The sequence below is a fragment of the Synechococcus sp. A15-62 genome, from assembly GCF_014280075.1.
In the GTDB taxonomy this organism is placed as follows: domain Bacteria; phylum Cyanobacteriota; class Cyanobacteriia; order PCC-6307; family Cyanobiaceae; genus Parasynechococcus.
On the sequence record NZ_CP047950.1, the window covers coordinates 972,306 to 989,497 of the forward strand.

At 61.5% G+C, this 17,192-nt stretch carries 19 protein-coding genes and 1 tRNA gene; 11 read left to right on the top strand and 9 right to left on the bottom strand.

What is annotated here, in order from left to right; translation table 11 throughout:
* Positions 1 to 6: 6 nt before the first annotated feature.
* On the bottom strand, positions 7 to 657 hold the full coding sequence (locus SynA1562_RS05455) for an HAD family phosphatase (protein ID WP_186495065.1): 651 nt from the start codon (positions 655 to 657) through the stop codon (positions 7 to 9).
* Positions 658 to 786: 129 nt separating this feature from the next.
* Here SynA1562_RS05455 and acs point away from each other — a divergent pair, with 129 nt between their 5' ends.
* The gene (gene acs, locus SynA1562_RS05460; protein ID WP_186495066.1) at positions 787 to 2,760 is read left to right on the top strand and encodes an acetate--CoA ligase; all 1,974 of its coding nucleotides are present in this window, start codon (positions 787 to 789) and stop codon (positions 2,758 to 2,760) included.
* Here the strand turns inward: acs and SynA1562_RS05465 are convergent.
* Both SynA1562_RS05465 and SynA1562_RS05470 read right to left on the bottom strand, forming a co-directional pair.
* The gene (locus tag SynA1562_RS05465; protein WP_186495067.1) at positions 2,750 to 3,478 is read right to left on the bottom strand and encodes a DUF1350 family protein; all 729 of its coding nucleotides are present in this window, start codon (positions 3,476 to 3,478) and stop codon (positions 2,750 to 2,752) included. The genes acs and SynA1562_RS05465 overlap by 11 nt on opposite strands.
* Before the next feature lie 2 nt (positions 3,479 to 3,480).
* A complete protein-coding gene (locus SynA1562_RS05470) occupies positions 3,481 to 3,936 on the bottom strand; it encodes a peroxiredoxin (protein WP_186495068.1) in 456 nt (151 codons plus the stop codon).
* A gap of 85 nt (positions 3,937 to 4,021) precedes the next feature.
* Between SynA1562_RS05470 and SynA1562_RS05475 the strand changes: the two genes are divergently transcribed.
* From SynA1562_RS05475 to SynA1562_RS05495, 5 genes are all read left to right on the top strand, one after another.
* Positions 4,022 to 4,864: a 3'-5' exonuclease gene (locus tag SynA1562_RS05475; protein WP_186495069.1), complete on the top strand. Its 843-nt coding sequence runs from the start codon at positions 4,022 to 4,024 to the stop codon at positions 4,862 to 4,864.
* Between the two features lie 79 nt (positions 4,865 to 4,943).
* On the top strand, positions 4,944 to 5,213 hold the full coding sequence (locus tag SynA1562_RS05480; protein WP_186495070.1) for a hypothetical protein: 270 nt from the start codon (positions 4,944 to 4,946) through the stop codon (positions 5,211 to 5,213).
* 23 nt (positions 5,214 to 5,236) lie between these two features.
* Positions 5,237 to 6,241: a phosphate ABC transporter substrate-binding protein PstS gene (gene pstS, locus SynA1562_RS05485; protein ID WP_186495071.1), complete on the top strand. Its 1,005-nt coding sequence runs from the start codon at positions 5,237 to 5,239 to the stop codon at positions 6,239 to 6,241.
* 183 nt (positions 6,242 to 6,424) lie between these two features.
* The gene (pstS, locus tag SynA1562_RS05490) at positions 6,425 to 7,399 is read left to right on the top strand and encodes a phosphate ABC transporter substrate-binding protein PstS (protein ID WP_186495072.1); all 975 of its coding nucleotides are present in this window, start codon (positions 6,425 to 6,427) and stop codon (positions 7,397 to 7,399) included.
* 182 nt (positions 7,400 to 7,581) lie between these two features.
* Entirely contained in the window at positions 7,582 to 8,217 is a 636-nt protein-coding gene (locus SynA1562_RS05495) for a Crp/Fnr family transcriptional regulator (protein WP_186495073.1), read from the top strand.
* Between the two features lie 81 nt (positions 8,218 to 8,298).
* Here the strand turns inward: SynA1562_RS05495 and SynA1562_RS05500 are convergent.
* From SynA1562_RS05500 to SynA1562_RS05525, 6 genes are all read right to left on the bottom strand, one after another.
* Positions 8,299 to 8,372 (bottom strand) — tRNA-Pro (locus tag SynA1562_RS05500).
* Positions 8,373 to 8,386: 14 nt separating this feature from the next.
* Positions 8,387 to 8,722: a hypothetical protein gene (locus tag SynA1562_RS05505; RefSeq protein ID WP_186495074.1), complete on the bottom strand. Its 336-nt coding sequence runs from the start codon at positions 8,720 to 8,722 to the stop codon at positions 8,387 to 8,389.
* Positions 8,723 to 8,789: 67 nt separating this feature from the next.
* Entirely contained in the window at positions 8,790 to 8,954 is a 165-nt protein-coding gene (locus SynA1562_RS05510) for a hypothetical protein (RefSeq protein WP_186495075.1), read from the bottom strand.
* A gap of 34 nt (positions 8,955 to 8,988) precedes the next feature.
* Positions 8,989 to 9,702, bottom strand: a complete 714-nt coding sequence (msrA, locus tag SynA1562_RS05515) for a peptide-methionine (S)-S-oxide reductase MsrA (protein ID WP_186495076.1) — start codon at positions 9,700 to 9,702, stop codon at positions 8,989 to 8,991.
* A 533-nt stretch (positions 9,703 to 10,235) separates the two neighbouring features.
* Positions 10,236 to 10,499, bottom strand: coding sequence for a hypothetical protein (locus tag SynA1562_RS05520; protein WP_011364125.1), 264 nt, complete (start codon positions 10,497 to 10,499; stop codon positions 10,236 to 10,238).
* A 67-nt stretch (positions 10,500 to 10,566) separates the two neighbouring features.
* Positions 10,567 to 12,330: an ABC transporter ATP-binding protein gene (locus tag SynA1562_RS05525; protein WP_186495077.1), complete on the bottom strand. Its 1,764-nt coding sequence runs from the start codon at positions 12,328 to 12,330 to the stop codon at positions 10,567 to 10,569.
* Positions 12,331 to 12,480: 150 nt separating this feature from the next.
* Here SynA1562_RS05525 and trpD point away from each other — a divergent pair, with 150 nt between their 5' ends.
* Genes trpD through rlmB form a run of 5 tightly spaced genes read left to right on the top strand, consistent with a single transcriptional unit; the run spans position 12,481 to position 17,179 of the window.
* Positions 12,481 to 13,527: an anthranilate phosphoribosyltransferase gene (gene trpD, locus SynA1562_RS05530; protein ID WP_186495078.1), complete on the top strand. Its 1,047-nt coding sequence runs from the start codon at positions 12,481 to 12,483 to the stop codon at positions 13,525 to 13,527.
* A 7-nt stretch (positions 13,528 to 13,534) separates the two neighbouring features.
* Positions 13,535 to 14,695 (top strand): glutamine-hydrolyzing carbamoyl-phosphate synthase small subunit, encoded by a 1,161-nt coding sequence (gene carA, locus SynA1562_RS05535; protein WP_186495079.1) that lies wholly within the window; start codon positions 13,535 to 13,537, stop codon positions 14,693 to 14,695.
* Between the two features lie 42 nt (positions 14,696 to 14,737).
* Entirely contained in the window at positions 14,738 to 15,127 is a 390-nt protein-coding gene (locus SynA1562_RS05540) for an STAS domain-containing protein (RefSeq protein WP_186495327.1), read from the top strand.
* The gene (locus SynA1562_RS05545) at positions 15,124 to 15,534 is read left to right on the top strand and encodes a Mini-ribonuclease 3 (RefSeq protein ID WP_186495080.1); all 411 of its coding nucleotides are present in this window, start codon (positions 15,124 to 15,126) and stop codon (positions 15,532 to 15,534) included. The genes SynA1562_RS05540 and SynA1562_RS05545 overlap by 4 nt, the downstream gene beginning before the upstream one ends.
* A 16-nt stretch (positions 15,535 to 15,550) precedes the next feature.
* A complete protein-coding gene (gene rlmB / locus SynA1562_RS05550; protein WP_255445751.1) occupies positions 15,551 to 17,179 on the top strand; it encodes a 23S rRNA (guanosine(2251)-2'-O)-methyltransferase RlmB in 1,629 nt (542 codons plus the stop codon).
* The last annotated feature ends 13 nt before the right edge of the window (positions 17,180 to 17,192 follow it).

Below are 17,192 nucleotides of genomic sequence, written 5' to 3' on the forward strand. Positions count from 1 at the left end.
AAAACCTCAAGACAACAGCCTCAACACAACAGACAGGCTGTTGATGGAACAGGGGTTGGTGTTCAGGTTGGCTTGGTCTGATCCCTTGGGGCTCACCAGCCAGACCTGACAGCCGGCGCCATGGGCTGATTTGCAGCCGGCCTGGGAATCCTCCAGGGCCCAGCAGTGGTTGGGGTGGAGGCCTAGGCGTTGGGCGGCAAGCCGGAAGGGTGCAGGGTCGGGTTTGCCCGCATCAAGGTCGGGATCGTCGCCATAGACCCTTTCCTGGATCTGCTCAAGCCAGGGATGGGGGGCTGCTTTGAATTCAACCGCGTCGCGGCTGCTGCTGGTGACAAGCGCCATGGGGATGTCCCGCTTATGGCAATGCGTCACAAGCTCTTGGGCGGCAGGCATCGGGGCAGCATCCGGAAGCAGGGCACGAACGATCGGCTGCTGCACCGCCAACAGGGCATCCATGCCCACAGGTTCGGCCAGCCATGCATCCACCTGGGTCGCACAGTCGAGTCGGCGACGGCCCTTCAACTGCATCAACTGGGCCTCGCTCAGCTGGGTGCCGAAGTGGGCCGCGGCTTCCTTCCAGCCACGGCCATGCAGCGGCTCGGTGTCGAGCAGAAGTCCATCCAGATCGAACAGGCAAGCGGCAGGTGGCAGTTTCATCCCGGATCGGCGATGCCTAGCTCAATCCTTTCGCATCGACTGCATCATCGTCCGACGGATTGATACGGGACCTGGATCAAGCGGGGTCCTGCTCCTTACCCTTCGAGGAGAAGCACTGCGCAGTCTGCTGTGACCGACGCCAACACCACCATCGAAAGCGTGCTGCAGGAGCAGCGGGTGTTCGAGCCGCCAGCAGACACCGCCGCCAAAGCCCGCATCGGCAGCCTCGAGGCTTACCGGTCCATGGCCGATGTCGCCAAAAACGATCCTGATGCGTTCTGGGGTGAGGCCGCCCGGCGAGAACTGCATTGGTTCGAGCCCTTCCACACCGTGCTGGATTGGTCGAACCCCCCGTTCGCGCGTTGGTTTGAGGGCGGCACCACCAACCTCTCCTACAACTGCCTGGACCGTCATCTCGATGGGCCAACAGCACAGAAAACAGCATTGATCTGGGAAGGCGAGCCGGGGGATGTGCGCCGGTTCACCTACCAGGAACTGCATGCCGAGGTATGCAAAGCCGCCAATGGTCTCAAAGCCATGGGCATCGGCAAGGGTGACCTTGTGGCGCTCTACATGCCGATGGTGCCGGAGGCGGCGATCGCCATGCTCGCTTGTGCTCGCATCGGTGCTCCCCATTCAGTTGTGTTCGGTGGCTTTTCCGCAGAAGCACTGAGGGACCGTCTCAACGACGGCGAAGTGAAAGCGGTGATCACCGCTGATGGTGGCTTCCGCAAGGACAAGCCGGTGTCACTCAAGCCCGCGGTGGATGCGGCGCTGGCCAATGGCGCCTGCCCCTCGGTGACGGGCGTGCTTGTGGTGCAGCGCACCAAGCAGGACGTGGAGATGGTTTCTGGTCGCGACCAGTGGTGGCATGACCTGGTGGAGGGTCAGAGTGCCGACTGCCCCGCTGAGCCGATGGCCAGCGAGGACCGCCTGTTCGTGCTTTACACCTCCGGTTCCACCGGCAAGCCCAAGGGCGTGGTGCACACCACCGCCGGCTACAACCTCTGGGCCCACCTCACCTTCCAGTGGATCTTCGACATCCGGGATGAGGATGTCTTCTGGTGTACGGCTGATGTGGGTTGGATCACCGGCCACAGCTACATCGTCTATGGCCCCTTATCGAACGGTGCCACGACCGTGATGTATGAGGGTGCGCCGCGCCCATCCAAGCCCGGTGCCTTCTGGGAATTGATTCAGAAGCACGGGATCACGATCTTCTACACGGCTCCCACCGCCATCCGGGCGTTCATGAAGAGCGGCCGCTCCGTGCCGGATCAGTTCGACATGAGCAGCCTTCGCCTGCTGGGCACCGTTGGCGAACCGATCAATCCGGAGGCCTGGATGTGGTACCGCGACGTGATCGGAGGCAACCGCTGCCCGATCGTCGACACCTGGTGGCAGACCGAAACCGGCGGGGTGATGATCAGCCCCCTGCCGGGAGCAACGCCCACTAAGCCAGGCTCCGCCACCCTGCCCCTGCCCGGCATTCAGGCCGACATCATCGATGCTGAAGGCAACAGCTGTGGTGCCGATGAAGGCGGGTATCTGGCGGTGCGTGCCCCCTGGCCCGGAATGATGCGCACCGTGCATGGCAATCCCCAACGCTTCCGCGAGAGCTATTGGGAGCACATCCGGCCTGCCGATGGCTCCTACCTCTATTTCGCGGGGGATGGTGCCCGGCGGGATGCCGATGGCTACTTCTGGGTAATGGGCCGTGTCGATGACGTGATCAACGTCTCGGGTCACCGTCTCGGCACGATGGAGATCGAATCAGCCCTCGTCAGCCACCCCGCGGTGGCGGAGGCGGCCGTCGTGGGTCGACCCGACGACCTCAAGGGCGAAGGCATCGTGGCCTTCGTCACTCTGGAGGCCGGCCGCGAGGGCGATGACGCCCTGGTGAAGGAGTTGCGAGCCCACGTCGGAACGGAAATTGGTCCGATCGCCAGGCCGGACGAGATCCGTTGCAGTGATGCTCTGCCTAAGACCCGCAGCGGCAAGATCATGCGTCGGATCCTGCGGGCCCTGGCGGCGGGTCAGGAAGTGAGTGGTGACACCAGCACCCTGGAGGATCGCTCCGTTCTGGACCGCCTCAGGGCCTGATCGCCTTGCCGATGGTTCGGCTCAGCTGACGGATGACCGCCACCCGCTTGGGGTCATCCGCCCAGTCTCCGAGGAAGCTGCGCCGCAGCCCGGCACTGGCGGGCGTGAGATGGTCGCCGGGCAGCTCCAGGGTTGAGCTGGCGTCCGAGGGACGTTCTCGCAGGGCCTGGATCAGATCGCCGCTTTGATCCAGTTCATCGCGCCCGAAGCGCACCACCAGATTCCGCTCTTGTTGGTAGTGGCGGCTGATCAAGCGAAGCGTTTCAGCTGGACTGGGGCTGAACTCGGTTTCCACCCCGAGCCGTGGTGCCAGTTCACCCAGCAGGGGAATCGAGCGATCGGCGTTGAAGTTGTTGAAGCTCAGGGCCACAAGGGCCCTGCTGCCGCGACCCCCATCGGGGGCCAGCAAGTGAAGCTTGCAACCCAGGCTGTGGCCAAGCCGCAGCGGAGCTGCAAGGGCCCCGCAGCGCTCTTCAAGTTGGCGACGCGCTGAGCGAAAGGCACTCCAGGCATCGCGGGCCTGGCGTTGATGATCGAAACCAGGCACATAGGCCCAGGCATGCACGGCCAAACCATCCGCCGCCAGGTCTTCCAGCAACCTGCGGTAGCTGATCTGGGGGGTGGCCGCCAGATAACTGCCGCCGATGAATTCGATCAATCCCGTGGGTTCGGCCGGCCGCAGTTGCCAGATCGCACCCAGCTGACGCCAGTTAGCCATGCTCAACCGCGCAGCTGATTCAGCACCTGCTGTGCTTCACGCACGTGGGCCGGGCCATCCAGGAGGTTGCTGAAGGTGTGACGGATCACCCCCTCGCTATCAACGATGTAAGTGACGCGACCGGGCAGCAGACCAAGGGCTTTGGGCACACCCATCTCGCGGCGCAGGGCGTTGTTGCGATCGCAGAGCAGAGGAAACGTGAGGTTGTGGCGGGTGGCGAAACGGCGGTGGCTGACGGCGTCATCACCGCTGATGCCCCAAACCTCTGCATCGAGGGCAGCAAAGCTCTCTGCGTTGTCACGGAAGCTGCAGGCTTCAGCTGTGCAGCCGGGGGTGTCGTCCTTGGGATAGAAGAAGAGCACCAGCCAGCGGCCCTTCACCGAAGCGGGAGTGCGAAGGTCACCGTTCTGATCCTCCAGGCTGAAGGAGGGGAGCCGGTCGCCGATCCCGAGGGCCATCACATTGAAATGAAGAGGCTGAACCCTAGGCAGCAGGCACCTTGCCCGGGGCGGGAGAATCAGGGGCGGGAGGAGACACTGCGCCATGCCTGAACAGCTCGATTTGCTTGCGGGGTTTTCAAGGCCTCAGGCGGAGCCCCAAGCAGCCGCATCGCCGATGCCTGCTTCGCCAGCTGCTGAACCCGAGGCCAAGGCTGATCAGCCCGAGGATGCGCCAAAGGCCTCCCCCACCACCCTGCTGATCATTGACACCGAGACCTCCGGTTTGGATCCGCAGCAGGACCAATGCCTTGAGCTGGGCAGCATTTTGTTTGATGTGCCGAGTCGTTCGGTGCTGGCTCAGCAATCGTTTCTTCTGCCGGTGGACTCCAACGCAGCAGAACCGATCAACCGGATCCCCGCCGCCGTCACCCGCCGCCCCCAGCCCTGGCGGGAAGCGTTGGTGTGGTTTGAGCATCTGCTGGACGCTGCCGATCTGCTGGTGGCCCACAACGCGGCCTTCGATCGCCAGTGGTTCGGTCTGGGTGTGGTGCCGGCCACCGCAACACCGTGGCTTTGCACCATGGACGACATCCGCTGGCCGGCGGAGCGCCAGTTGCGTTCGCGGCCGTCGGTGCGGGACTTGGCACTGGCCTACGGCGTCCCGGTCTGGGCGGCCCACCGTGCCCTCAGCGATTGCATCTACATCGCGGAGGTTTTCGCCCGCTGTGACGACCTGGAGCAGTTGTTGGAGCGGGGCCTGGAACCCCGCCAATTGATGCGTGCCCGGGTGTCGTTCGATGAACGCCATCTGGCGAAAGCAGCGGGGTTCCGTTGGAACGATCCGATCAAGGGGGCCTGGACCCGGCGTTTGAGTGCCCGTGAGGTGGCGGAGCTGGAGTTTCCGGTTGCGCCTGTTGAGCTCGAAGCCGATCGCCTCAGCGCCTGAGCCTGCGCATTTGCTTCAGCACTCCGAAGCGTCTGGGTGGTTTTGCAGAGAGTGCTGCTGAACGCAGCAGGCTGAAGCCATGACGGCTTTTCTGCATCCCCATCAACGCCCCATCCGCTCCCGCCTGCGTCAATGGCAGCAGGTGCGCACCTGGGCGCGTTTGATTCGTGAAGCCGAAGCGCTTTGGCATGTGGATGTGCGTGCCATCCGACGCATGGGGGCTGATGAACTCAGCCAGTTGATTGAGGAGGTCCCCACCCCCCACCGCAAACGGGTGAACCGCTGGCTGCGCTGTTACTCAGTGGCAACACGGCTCACCGTCGCATCCACCGTTGTGCCCACCACCTGAACGCTGGCCCACGACGCGGGAGGATGGACCAAATCACACAAACGGTTTTGGAACATCGTTCCCTGGTTGTTTCCAGCCTGAGCGTCCTCGCTATTGGCCTTGCCGCCTGTGGTGGCAGTTCCAGTGTGTCCAGCCTCAATGCGGCTGGGGCCTCCTTCCCCGCCAAGGTGTATCAAAGCTGGTTCGCCGATCTCGCCGGCTCCGGCGGAATCAAGGTGAACTACCAGGCGGTGGGGTCCGGGTCCGGCCGCAAAGCTTTCATTGATGGCACCGTTGATTTCGCCGCTTCAGACGACCCGATCAAGGAGGCTGACCGCAAGCAGGTGAGCCAAGGGGTAGTTCAGATCCCGATGGTGGGGGGAACGATCGCCTTCGGATACAACAAGCCTGGCTGCGAGCTTCAACTCACCCAGCAACAGGCTGTGGAGGTGGCCACCGGCGCCATCAGCGATTGGAAGGATCTCGGCTGCGAAGCGGGCACGATCACCTGGGTGCATCGCTCGGATGGCTCCGGCACCACCAAGGCCTTCACCAACTCGCTGCAGACCTTTTCACCGGATTGGACTCTCGGCAGCGGTAAATCGGTGAAGTGGCCGGTGGGCGTGGGTGCCAAAGGCAACTCGGGCGTTGCCGGGGTGATCGACAACCGGGTTGGCGCGATCGGCTACGTGAATCAGTCGTACATCAAGGGGAATGTGCAGGCTGCTGCGTTGCAGAACAAATCCGGGGAATTCCTCAAGCCCTCCGTGGAGGCTGGTGCCAAAGCCCTGAACGGCATTGAGCTTGATCAGCACCTGGCGGGCAGCAACCCCAACCCCTCCGCTGCTGGTGCCTACCCCATCGCAACCCTCACCTGGGTGTTGGCTTATGCCGAGGGCAATGGTGCCAAAGCTGAAGCTGTGAGGAAGGTCTTCAACTACATGCTGGACGACGCCACTCAGGAGGGTGCTGCGGCCTTGGGCTTTGTGCCTCTCCGGGGCAGCATCCTTGAAAAATCCCGCAGTGCGGTGGCAGGGATTCAGCCTTGAATGCGAACCCTTGATTGGCATGAACGACATGCCCCGGCTTGGATGGCCAAGCCGGGGTTTTTTGATGCTTTAAACAGGGTTTTATGGTTCCTTAACCATCGTTAATGGGTGCATAACGACAGGTGGTTTGAGTCCCGATTAGGTCTTGGTTGCTACAGCCTCGTTCCTCTTTCGGTTGTCGTGATGCGCATTGCACAAAAGGCCCTTCTCGCCTCGTCCCTGCTTGTCCTTGGGGCAGGCATGTCAGCTTCGGCAGCTCCCAAGCTGAACGGCGCTGGCGCCTCCTTCCCGGCCAAGATCTACCAGCGTTGGTTCGCTGACCTGGCCAAGGCTGGCGGCCCTCAGGTCAATTACCAGGCCGTGGGTTCCGGTTCCGGCCGTAAAGCTTTCATCGACCAGACCGTGAACTTCGGTGCATCGGATGATCCGATGAAGAAGAAGGACATGGCCAAGGTCAGCCGTGGTGTGGTCCAGATCCCGATGGTGGGTGGCACCATCGCCTTCGGTTACAACAAGCCCGGTTGCAACCTGAAGCTCACCCAGGAGCAGGCCGTCAAGGTCGCCATGGGCATGATCAAGGATTGGAAGCAGCTCGGCTGCAAGCCCGGCACCCTCACCTGGGTGCACCGTTCCGATGGCTCTGGCACCACCAAGGCCTTCACCAACTCCATGCAGGCCTTCTCCACGACCTGGACCCTCGGCACCGGTAAATCGGTGAAGTGGCCCGCTGGTGTGGGCGCCAAAGGCAACTCCGGTGTGGCCGGCCTGATTCAGAACCGTGAAGGCGCGATCGGTTACGTGAACCAGTCGTACATCAAGGGCAAGGTGGTTGCCGCCGCTCTCCAGAACAAGTCTGGTGAGTTCCTCAAGCCTTCTGTGGCTGCAGGTGCCAAGGCCCTCAATGGCATCAGCCTTGATAAAGACCTGGCTGGCAAGAACCCCAACCCCACCGCCAAAGGCGCTTACCCCATCGCCACCCTCACTTGGGTTCTGGCTTACAAAACCGGCAACGGTGACAAAGCCAAGGTGGTGCAGGACGCCTTCAACTACATGCTGAGCAACGCTGCTCAGAACAAAGCTCCGTCCCTGGGCTTCGTTCCCCTCAAGGGCGACATCCTGGCCAAGTCCAAGGCCGCTGTGAACAAGATCGGCAAGTGATCTTGGCTTGAATTGGTTTTTCAAAACCAAACATCAAAGGGCCCCTCGGGGCCCTTTTTTTTGGGGCTAAATGAGTCGAATTGCGATCAGTGTTAGAGCCTTCTTAACCGAATCTCTCCCAGCTCTTTGTTGGGAATCGATGTTGTCCTGAATACAGTTTACGTGGATTCACGGGATTCCAAATGCTTGCCACTCCGTCGGCTGATCTGAGTTCAACAGCTCTTGGTTTCAAGGCATTTCTTGAAAACAGCTACGACAATCGCAATGTTGTTCATTTTACCGCGGGAAGTTTTGTTCCTCTGCTGAAGAACAGCGTTTGGTTTGTGGTTCGCGGCATGGTGAAGCTGGGGGCGTTGTCGGTGCATGGCGATGAGCTTGTGCTGGGCCTGGTGGGTCCCAATGAACCTTTCGGTGCCGCATTCACCAATGTGGAGGCCTATGAGGCTGTAGCGCTCACCGATTGCGATCTGTTCTGCTGCAATCTGGCCGAGCTGGAGCAGTCTCCCGAATTGGCGCTTGGTCTGGCCAAGGCCATGGCCGCCCGCTACCGCCAGGCGGAGTCGCTCCTGGCCCTGCTCGGGCTACGTCGCGTTGAAGAGCGGGTGCGTGGCTTTCTGGAGCTGCTCGCCAAGGACTTTGGCGAACCCTGTGAGGCCGGGTTGCGGCTCAACCTTCGCCTGACCCATCAGGAGATCGCCAGTGCCCTGAGCACCACACGGGTCACCGTGACCCGCGTGTTGGGGCAGTTGCGGGATGAAGGCTGGTTGCAGATTGATGCCTCCAGGCATCTGGTGGTGAGCGGCACCGGCCGCCGCTGAAGGCATAAAAAAAGAGCCGGCGAAATTGCCGGCTCAAATCCTGAAGTGGTGATGTTCAGGTGGGGAAACAAGACGGTTGAATCGGAGCGGCGGGATTTGAACCCACGACCCCCACTACCCCAAAGTGGTGCGCTACCAAGCTGCGCCACGCCCCGTCAGATTTAAGTTATCACAGTGCATCCCGGCGTCTGAGTCGCCTGAGCAACCGAGTGGTGAGCTGGTCTCTCGTTGCGGATCCGTACTGGTACATCCGCAGTTCTGAAGCGGCCTGACGAAGCTCAGCCAGGGTCATCGCCGCTAAACGCAGTTCGGGCAGGGTGCGCCATGCTCTCGAACGCATCGGGAGTGAGGCAGAGCCTTTGGCCTGGCCCAGATTCAAGGTTCCATCCGCCAGCCATTCGGGGATGAGCACCACCAGAACGGCGATCAAGCCATAGAGCTCAACCAGCCCCCTCGGCAGGGGATGCAGTTGTCGCTGTTCGGATGGATCAGGCCGTTCACTCACTGCAGAACGGAGGGGTCCTTCTCCATCCACGATCGCACCAAGAAGAGGAGTGCCAGTTGGCGGGTGGTCAGATTGCCAATGGTGTTGTTTTGGATGGAGGCGTGTCCCGCCAAAGCATCGGAGCCTGCTGCTTTCGGTTGTGGGACACACTGCCGAGGACCAGGCCCAGCACCAGGATCAAAGTGAGGGCGATGGCCAGGATCACCTGCCGATCACTCCAGGGCTCGGGCATGACATGGTTCGGGCTCTTCCCCATCCTGGCCGAATCAGCCCAGCGTGATTGGGCTGTTGTCGGATCGAAGCACGCAGTGGCTGATGGACCAGTCGTATTTGTCCCACACCTGCTTGGGGAGTTTGTAGTTCGATCCTTCGAATTCCTCGAGCAGCGTTTGGGTCGGCATGGCGGAGCAATAGGGGCGGCTGCCTGGTTTGGCCAGGTACTGCTGGTGGTAGTCCTCCGCGAAATAAAAGGTTTGGTCCGCCAGGATTTCGGTGGTAATGGCTCCGTAGCCCTTGGCCGAAAGAGCGGCCTGATAAGCGTCCCGACTGGCCAGGGCCAGTTGTAGATGCTCCGGATTGAACGTGTAAATGGCCGATCGGTATTGGCTGCCGGTGTCGTTGCCCTGCCGGTTGCCCTGGGTGGGGTCGTGGCACTCCCAGAACAGTTTCAGCAGGTCGCTGAAGTCGAGAGCGGGTCGGCTCCACACCACGCGCACCACTTCCGTGTGTCCCGTTATGCCAGAGCAGACCTGGTTGTAGGTCGGTTGCTCGGTTTGGCCGCCCGCGTAGCCCACGGCAGTGCTCACCACCCCTGGGAGTCGCCAAAACCCTTTTTCAGCGCCCCAGAAGCACCCACAGGCAAAGATTGCTTCCTCCTGATCGGCCATCAGTGGGGCCTTCAGCGGCGTTCCCAACACGGCGTGTGTTGCCGGTGCAGATGATTCGGCGCCGCCGCGGGGAGACAGCCAGGAAGGAAGCATGTTGATTGCGTCGATCTACTGAGCTTAGGCAGCTGATTCAATGCAGTGATGCTGCCGTGTGGATGGCAAACAGTGATCGTCCATGTGATTGCTCTGCAAATAAGGAATGCAAGCAATGGCTCAAAAGTTCGTTTTGAGGAGAGGTCCTTTTTTGAGCAATGTCGTTCAGGTTGGGGTCAATTCTTTTGTCTGTAGTTTTCGGCATGAATCGTGCTGTGGCTGAGACGTCTCCAGGCGAGTCGGAGCTTCAGCCATGTTTGGCTGCTGAAGCCATGGAGAACGCCATCAGGGTTTGAGGAGATTGTGCTGTTGGCTGGAAATGTCCACCCAGCAAGATAAACGTGATGGATCAATGAATCACGAGCCATTGATTGATGGCTTGTTGATTCAAAAAGGTGTTTCCCCGAGAAAAAATAGTCTGTTCTTTCTGTTGAATTAGAAGGCCCGCAGCAGACATTTCTGCTGCGGGCCGATCAAGGAACAGTGGCCTCGTCCTGCGGAATCATCTTGGGGTGGCCGTGGCGCAGGGGGGCCTAAGACGCGTTGGCTTCACCCTCAACGGGGTTGAGCTGAATGTGATTCAGCAGCGTTGTGACGAAGGCGAAAAGCAGAAACGGCAGGCTGAGCACCAAGATCAGCCCCACGCCCACCAGCGCAAACACTGGTCGCGACGAGCCCATCAGGGCAAGTCCCGCAGCAAGGCTCACAAAAATGACGGCCATCCAGGCCAGCACCTGTCCGTAGATATCGCCAAAGGTGAGCGTGCAGCGCACCGCAAAGGGGGATCCGCTGGTCATAGGCAAGGAGTTGCCTTCACAGCTAAGCCACGGACGTTGCTGTTGTCAGAAACCGCCCGGGGATTCTTCAGGAAGCCAACGCATCCAGCCGTTGCGAAGCCTGCTGACGCTCCCAGAGACGTTTGTAGACACCCGGCTGCTGAATCAAGGCGTTGTGGTGTCCCTGTTGAACGATCCGTCCGTTTTCCATCACCAGGATGCGATCACAGGCCGCTGCTGCTGATAGTTGATGGCTGATCATCACGATGGTCCGATCATCCTGAGCACGGATCGAATCCAGAATCGCCGCTGCTGTGTTGTTGTCGACGCTGGCCAAGGCGTCGTCGAGAACCAACACCGGCGCCGACATCAGCAAGGCCCGGCCCAGGGCTGTGCGTTGCCGCTGACCACCACTCAACGTGATGCCGCGTTCCCCAACGATGGTTCCGAAACCATCGGGGAAGCCCTTCACGTCGTCAGCCAGGCGGGCTTGGCCGGCCGCCAACTCAACCCGCTGATCACTGGCCTCAGGCTCGCCATAGCGAAGGTTGTCCGCCAGGGTGCTGGTGAACAGAAAGCCCTCCTGGGGAACGATCGCCACATCACGGCGCAACGTCTTCAAGGGCATCTGGGTGACATCCATGCCATCCAGGAACAGCTGTCCGGCTTCCAGTGGAACCATGCGACCAAACGCCCGAGCCAGCGTCGTCTTGCCGCAACCCACAGCCCCCACCACGGCCACCAACTCCCCTGGCTCGATGCAGAAGCTCAAGCCATTCAGGGTGTTCCGTTCAGCACCCTCGTAATGCACCGTCAGGCCGCGGGCTTCAAAACGCCCACGGCGTTCGGACGGTGGATGGGGCTGAACATCAGAGGGATCCGGGTCTTTGATCTTTGGTTCCCGTTTCAGCAACTCCTCCACCCGCTCGAGGCTCACCTGGCCGGTCTGGAAGGTGTTGAGCGTGAATCCCAGCAGAGCTGTTGGGAAGACGAGCTGCTCCACGTAGAGGATCAGGGCCACCAGTGCCCCAATGCTCAGACGACCGGCTTCGAGCTGGCCGCTACCGATGGCCAGCAGCAAAAGAACAGAAAGGGAGGAAATGCCCTGCAGCAGCGGAAACAGGGTGCTTTGGGTTTTTGCCAGCCGAATGGCGCTGTCGCGGTAGCGGCGGTTGCGTGTGGCGAAGGCCTCTTGTTCCGCTCCCTCCTGGCCGTAGATCTTGATGGCCCCGATTCCCGAGAGATCCTCCTGAATCAGGTTGCTGAGGGCGGAGAGTTCTTCCTGTTGCTCACGCTTCTGACGCATCATGCGCCCGCCGAACAGGCGCACTGAGCTGAGCATCACGGGGTAGAGACCGACGGCGGCCAGGGTCAGCCACGGATCGATCGCCAACATCGCCGGCAGCGTCAGCGCATAGGCCAGCAGAGTGTTTGTGAGGCTGAGAATCGCGAAGCCAAGCAGGCGCCGGATGTTTTCCACATCGCTGGTGGCGCGACTGATCACTTCACCGCTGCCCTTGCTCTGAATCCAATCGGGTTCCTGGCGCAGCATGTGCTCGAACAGGCGCTGACGCAGATCCACTTCCACCTGGCGACCCACGCCGAAGATGAGTTGTCGCGAGGCCAGCCGGATCACACCCATGGTGCTGGCAAGCAGCACAACCCATCCCGCCTGGCGAAGCACGCCGGCGTAACTGAATCCCTCCTGCAGCTCGTCCACAACGCTGCGCACTTCCATCGGGATCGTGACCCGTAGAACGTTGACCACCACCAAGGCGATGGCGCCCAGCAGCACCGTTCGGCGGTGGGGACGCAGATAGCGGCCGATCAGGTCGAGACGAAGGGCGGCCATGCGAGCTCGTGGGTCCCGTTGGCAGGCCAACCTAGGCATCCGGCTTCAACGGCTGGTCGTTCGCCGCTGATCTGAGTGATAGTGGGGCTGTCCCCATCACCTGGCCCGGCGTGCCTTGCACCCCGGGTTTTTTACTGCCAGCTCCCCTCAATGTCCTCAGACCCCCGTTCCTGGTCCGGTTGCTTGGAGCATCTGCTGCAGGGCAACAACCTCAGCTCCGACGAGGCCAATGCCCTGATGCATGCCTGGCTGGCTGAACAGCTCGAGCCTGTGCAGACCGGGGCGTTCCTGGCTGGTCTGAGGGCCAAGGGGATGGTGGCCGATGAGCTGGCTGCAATGGCTGCTGTCCTTCGCGAGGCCTGCCCCCTTCCCTGCGCCCGGCCCGATCTGGCCATGGTCGACACCTGCGGCACCGGTGGTGATGGTGCAGACACCTTCAACATCTCCACGGCTGTCGCCTTCACCGCCGCGGCTTGCGGGGTCAACGTGGCCAAACACGGCAACCGCAGCGCCAGCGGCAAAGTCGGCTCAGCCGATGTGCTTGATGGGCTCGGTCTCAACCTCAAGGCTCCGTTGAACAAGGTGGTGGAGGCTTTGCCGGGCACCGGTGTCACCTTCCTGTTCGCTCCCGCCTGGCACCCAGCTCTTGTGAATTTGGCGCCGCTGCGACGCAGCCTGGGGGTGCGCACGGTGTTCAATCTGCTCGGGCCCCTGGTCAATCCGCTCCAGCCCCAGGCGCAAGTTCTTGGCGTGGCCCGACCGGAGCTTCTCGATCCCATGGCGGGAGCTCTGCAGCAATTGGGCTTGAGCCGTGCGGTTGTGGTTCATGGTGCTGGGGGCCTCGATGAGGCTTCCTTGGCGGGTCCCAATGCCTTGCGGCTGATCGAATCCGGGGGCATCACCACAAAAGAGGTGTCTCCTGAAGACCTGGGACTGACCTGTGCCGGTCTCGATCAGCTGCGTGGTGGTGACTGCGCTGTGAACCAGCAGATCCTTCAGAACGTTTTGCAGGGACAGGGTTCTCAGGCGCAAACAGAGGTGGTGGCCTTCAACACAGCACTGGTGCTCTGGGCTGCCGGGCTGCAAGTCGAGCTGCCGGCTGCTGTTGCTCAGGCTCTGGCTGTTCTCAGCCAGGGCAAGGCCTGGGACAAGCTTGTCGCCTTGCGGGAGGCCCTGTCCGACGGAGATGGAGAATGAATGACTGATGACCTGCGGCGGCCCTTCGATGCCCGATTCCCCATCAGACAAGGCTTATCTCGTCCTTGCCGATGGCACGGTTCTCACCGGTGTCGGCTTCGGCCATCGCGGCACCACCATCGGTGAGGTGGTGTTCAACACCGGCATGACCGGATATCAGGAGGTGCTCACAGACCCCTCCTACGCCGGGCAGCTGGTGAGCTTCACCTATCCCGAACTCGGCAACACCGGCGTGAATGCTGACGACCAGGAAGCTGACCGCCCCCACGCCTGTGGCGTGATTGCCCGCCAGCTGGCCCCATTGCCCAGCAACTGGCGCTGTGAACAGACCCTTGAGAGCTGGATGCAGACCCATCAGCTGGTGGGCATCAGCGGTTTGGACACCCGCGCTTTGGTGCGGCACCTGCGTGAAGTGGGGGCGATGAATGGTGTGATCAGCAGTGACGGCCAGACCCCGGCGCAGTTGCTGGAGCTCCTGAAGCAGGCCCCGTCGATGCAGGGTCTGAACCTGGCGGACCGCGTCACCACCAAGCAGCCTTACCAGTGGAACCAAGCCTGTACTGTGGGCTTCGATCAACGCTTGCAGCGCCGCAGCGACGCTCCCTTCCGCGTTGTCGCCATCGATTTCGGCATCAAGCGCGCCATTCTCGATCGCCTCGTTGCCCACGGCTGTGACGTCACGGTTCTTCCTGCAAACACGGATCTGGCCACGGTTCGCTCCCATCGCCCGGATGGTGTCTTCCTGTCCAACGGCCCTGGCGACCCAGCGGCGGTGAGCCAGGGCATTGCTCTGGCCAAGTCATTGCTGGACGAGCCCGATCTGCCGCTGTTCGGGATCTGTCTGGGGCATCAGATTCTTGGTTTGGCCCTCGGTGGCGAGACCTTCAAGCTCCCCTATGGCCATCGTGGTTTGAATCACCCCTGTGGCACCACAGGCCAGGTTGAGATCACCAGTCAGAACCACGGTTTTGCCCTGTCCGCCGACTCCCTGGACCAAGGCGTCGTCGACGTCACCCATTTCAATCTGAACGACCGCACCGTGGCGGCGATTGCCCATCGTCAGAAGCCTGTTTTCGGGGTGCAATACCACCCGGAAGCCAGTCCGGGCCCCCATGATGCGGATCATCATTTCGGCCGCTTTGTGACGCTGATGGCCGATCGCCGTTGATCAGGTGGTAGCCCACGCTCAGCATCACTACACTTCGTGCCGATGATGCCTGGGGGGCTTGATCCCATCAGCGAACTGCAACGACTGACCGTCTCTCTCCGGGGCGGATTCGAACAGAAAGATGGCTGTTTGGTGTTTCATTTCACCGGTCAGTTGGATGCGTACTCCGAGAAGCAGTTCACGGAGTACGTGGCTGATGTCTTGAAAGCCAACAAGCTTCCGGCTGTTCTTGACCTCAGCAAGATCGATTTCCTGGATTCATCCGGTCTTGGTGCCCTGGTGCAGCTGGCCAAGCAATGCACGGATTCAAAGCGGTCTTTCCTGCTGGTGGGGAACACCAGGGTGTCGCAGACCGTGAAGTTGGTGCGTCTTGAGGAGTTTCTCCATCTAGTGGAGGATCTTCCGACAGCTCTGAACCAGCTGGCCGCTTGAGCGACTGGATACGCAACCAGGGTCCCAGCGGCATCAACGAACCGTTGGGACCATTGCAACTGGCTTGGATTGGCGATGCCGTCTGGGAGCTGCACCAACGGCTGCGCCATGGAGCAAAGCCTGGACGCTCTGATCAATTGCACCGGGCTGTGGTGGCCGATGTCCGTGCTGATGCCCAGTCCCGCCTGCTGAGCTGGTTGGAAGACCGTGAACTTCTCAGTTCAGAAGAACTCGACTTGGTGCGTCGGGGCCGCAACAGTGCCGGTCGGGGTCCACGGCGTGCAGACGCTGCGGCTTATGGAAGGGCCACAGGATTTGAGACAATGGTGGGCTGGCTGTTTCTGAACAATCCAGCCCGGCTTGCGGAGCTCTTCGATCACCTGGAGCAAGCCGGATCCAACCCATAACGTTGCCTCGCACACCATGAGCCCTCGCTTTGAACGCCGCTCCAGCGGCCCATCCCGCGATGGCCGTTCGGGGCCAGGGGGAGGTGGGGGCGGTCGACCACCAGGAGGAAGGCCGGCGAGTGGACGAGCATCTGCTGGCCGTTCCTCGATGGGGCGATCAGATAGCGGTCGCCCCATGCCCAGTAACCGTCGTTTCGATGGTGGTCGTTCTCCCTATGCCAAACCTGGGCGTGATGGCGGCGGTTATCGCGAACGACGCGTTCCACGGGATGGAGAGTGGGACCAGTCCCGAGGTGGTGACCGGCCCGGTAACCGCTTTGCTGAGCGTTCCGGTGATCGACCCGGTTATCGGTTCAAGGAGCGGTCTGGGGATCGTTTCGGTGATCGACCAGGTGATCGATCCGGAGAACGCTTCGGTGATCGTCCGAAAGAGCGGTTCGGCAACCGTTCCCGTTCCTTCGACCGAGATCAGAACGCCTCCCGTGCAGACGCTCAGAACGAACGCTCTGGGCCTGGACGTTTTCGCGATCGCAACGATCGTTATGGCGACCGCCGTCGTTCAGGCGATGAACGACGCCAACCGTCCCAGCGCTCCAGATCCCGCTACGACGAGGGCCGTTCCCAGCGCCCGGATCCAGCACCGGAGGCCGCAGCGGCCACACCCCCGGCGGACGATCTGATTTGGGGGCGTCATGCCACCCAGGCCGCTTTGGAAGCGGGACGCCCCATCCATCGCATCTGGTGCACTGCGGAGATGCGCAGTGCCTCCAAATTTCTTCAGCTCCTGCGCGATGCCAAGGCTTCGGGGGTTCTCGTGGAAGAGGTGACCTGGGCCAGGCTCGGCCAGATCACAGGTGGATCCGTTCACCAGGGCATCGCCCTGCAGACGGCGGCGGCGGAGACCCTTGATCTCGACAGCCTCATCGATGGCTGCTCGGATCTGGGGGAACCCCCCCTGTTGGTGGCCTTGGACGGTGTCACCGACCCCCACAACCTCGGGGCGGTTGTTCGTTCCGCTGAGGCCATGGGAGCCCACGGTGTGGTGATTCCCCAGCGCCGCAGTGCTGGCTTGACCGGTTCCGCTGCCAAGGTGGCGGCCGGAGCCCTGGAACACCTGCCGGTGGCCCGCGTCGTCAACCTCAATCGTTCTTTGGAGAAGCTCAAAGACGCCGGCTACAGGGTGGTGGGTCTTGCCGCTGAAGGTGATGTGACCCTCACCGATGTTGACCTCAGTGGGCCGATGGTGCTGGTCACCGGATCCGAGGACCAAGGCTTGTCGCTGATGACCCGGCGTCATTGCGACCAGTTGGTTCGCATCCCGCTGAGGGGCATCACACCGAGCCTCAATGCCTCCGTCGCCACAGCCCTTTGCGTGTACGAGGTGGCCCGGCGCAACTGGATGAAGGACATTCACGGCCAGTCACCGTCTCCGCCGATCCGGCGGCCGAAGCTTGCGGGTGCTGAATCGCCCGTTGATGCAACTGAGGCGTCAGAGATTGCTGCACTGCCTAAACAGTCTGCTGTCTCTGAACAGCCTGAAGCTCCTGTGGAGAAGGCTCCGGAACATCGGATTGATCTCGATCTGAACCCATCGCAGCCGGATGCTGCCTTGTCGTTCGATCAGAACATCCAGCTATCTCCCTGAAAACAGCGCTTTT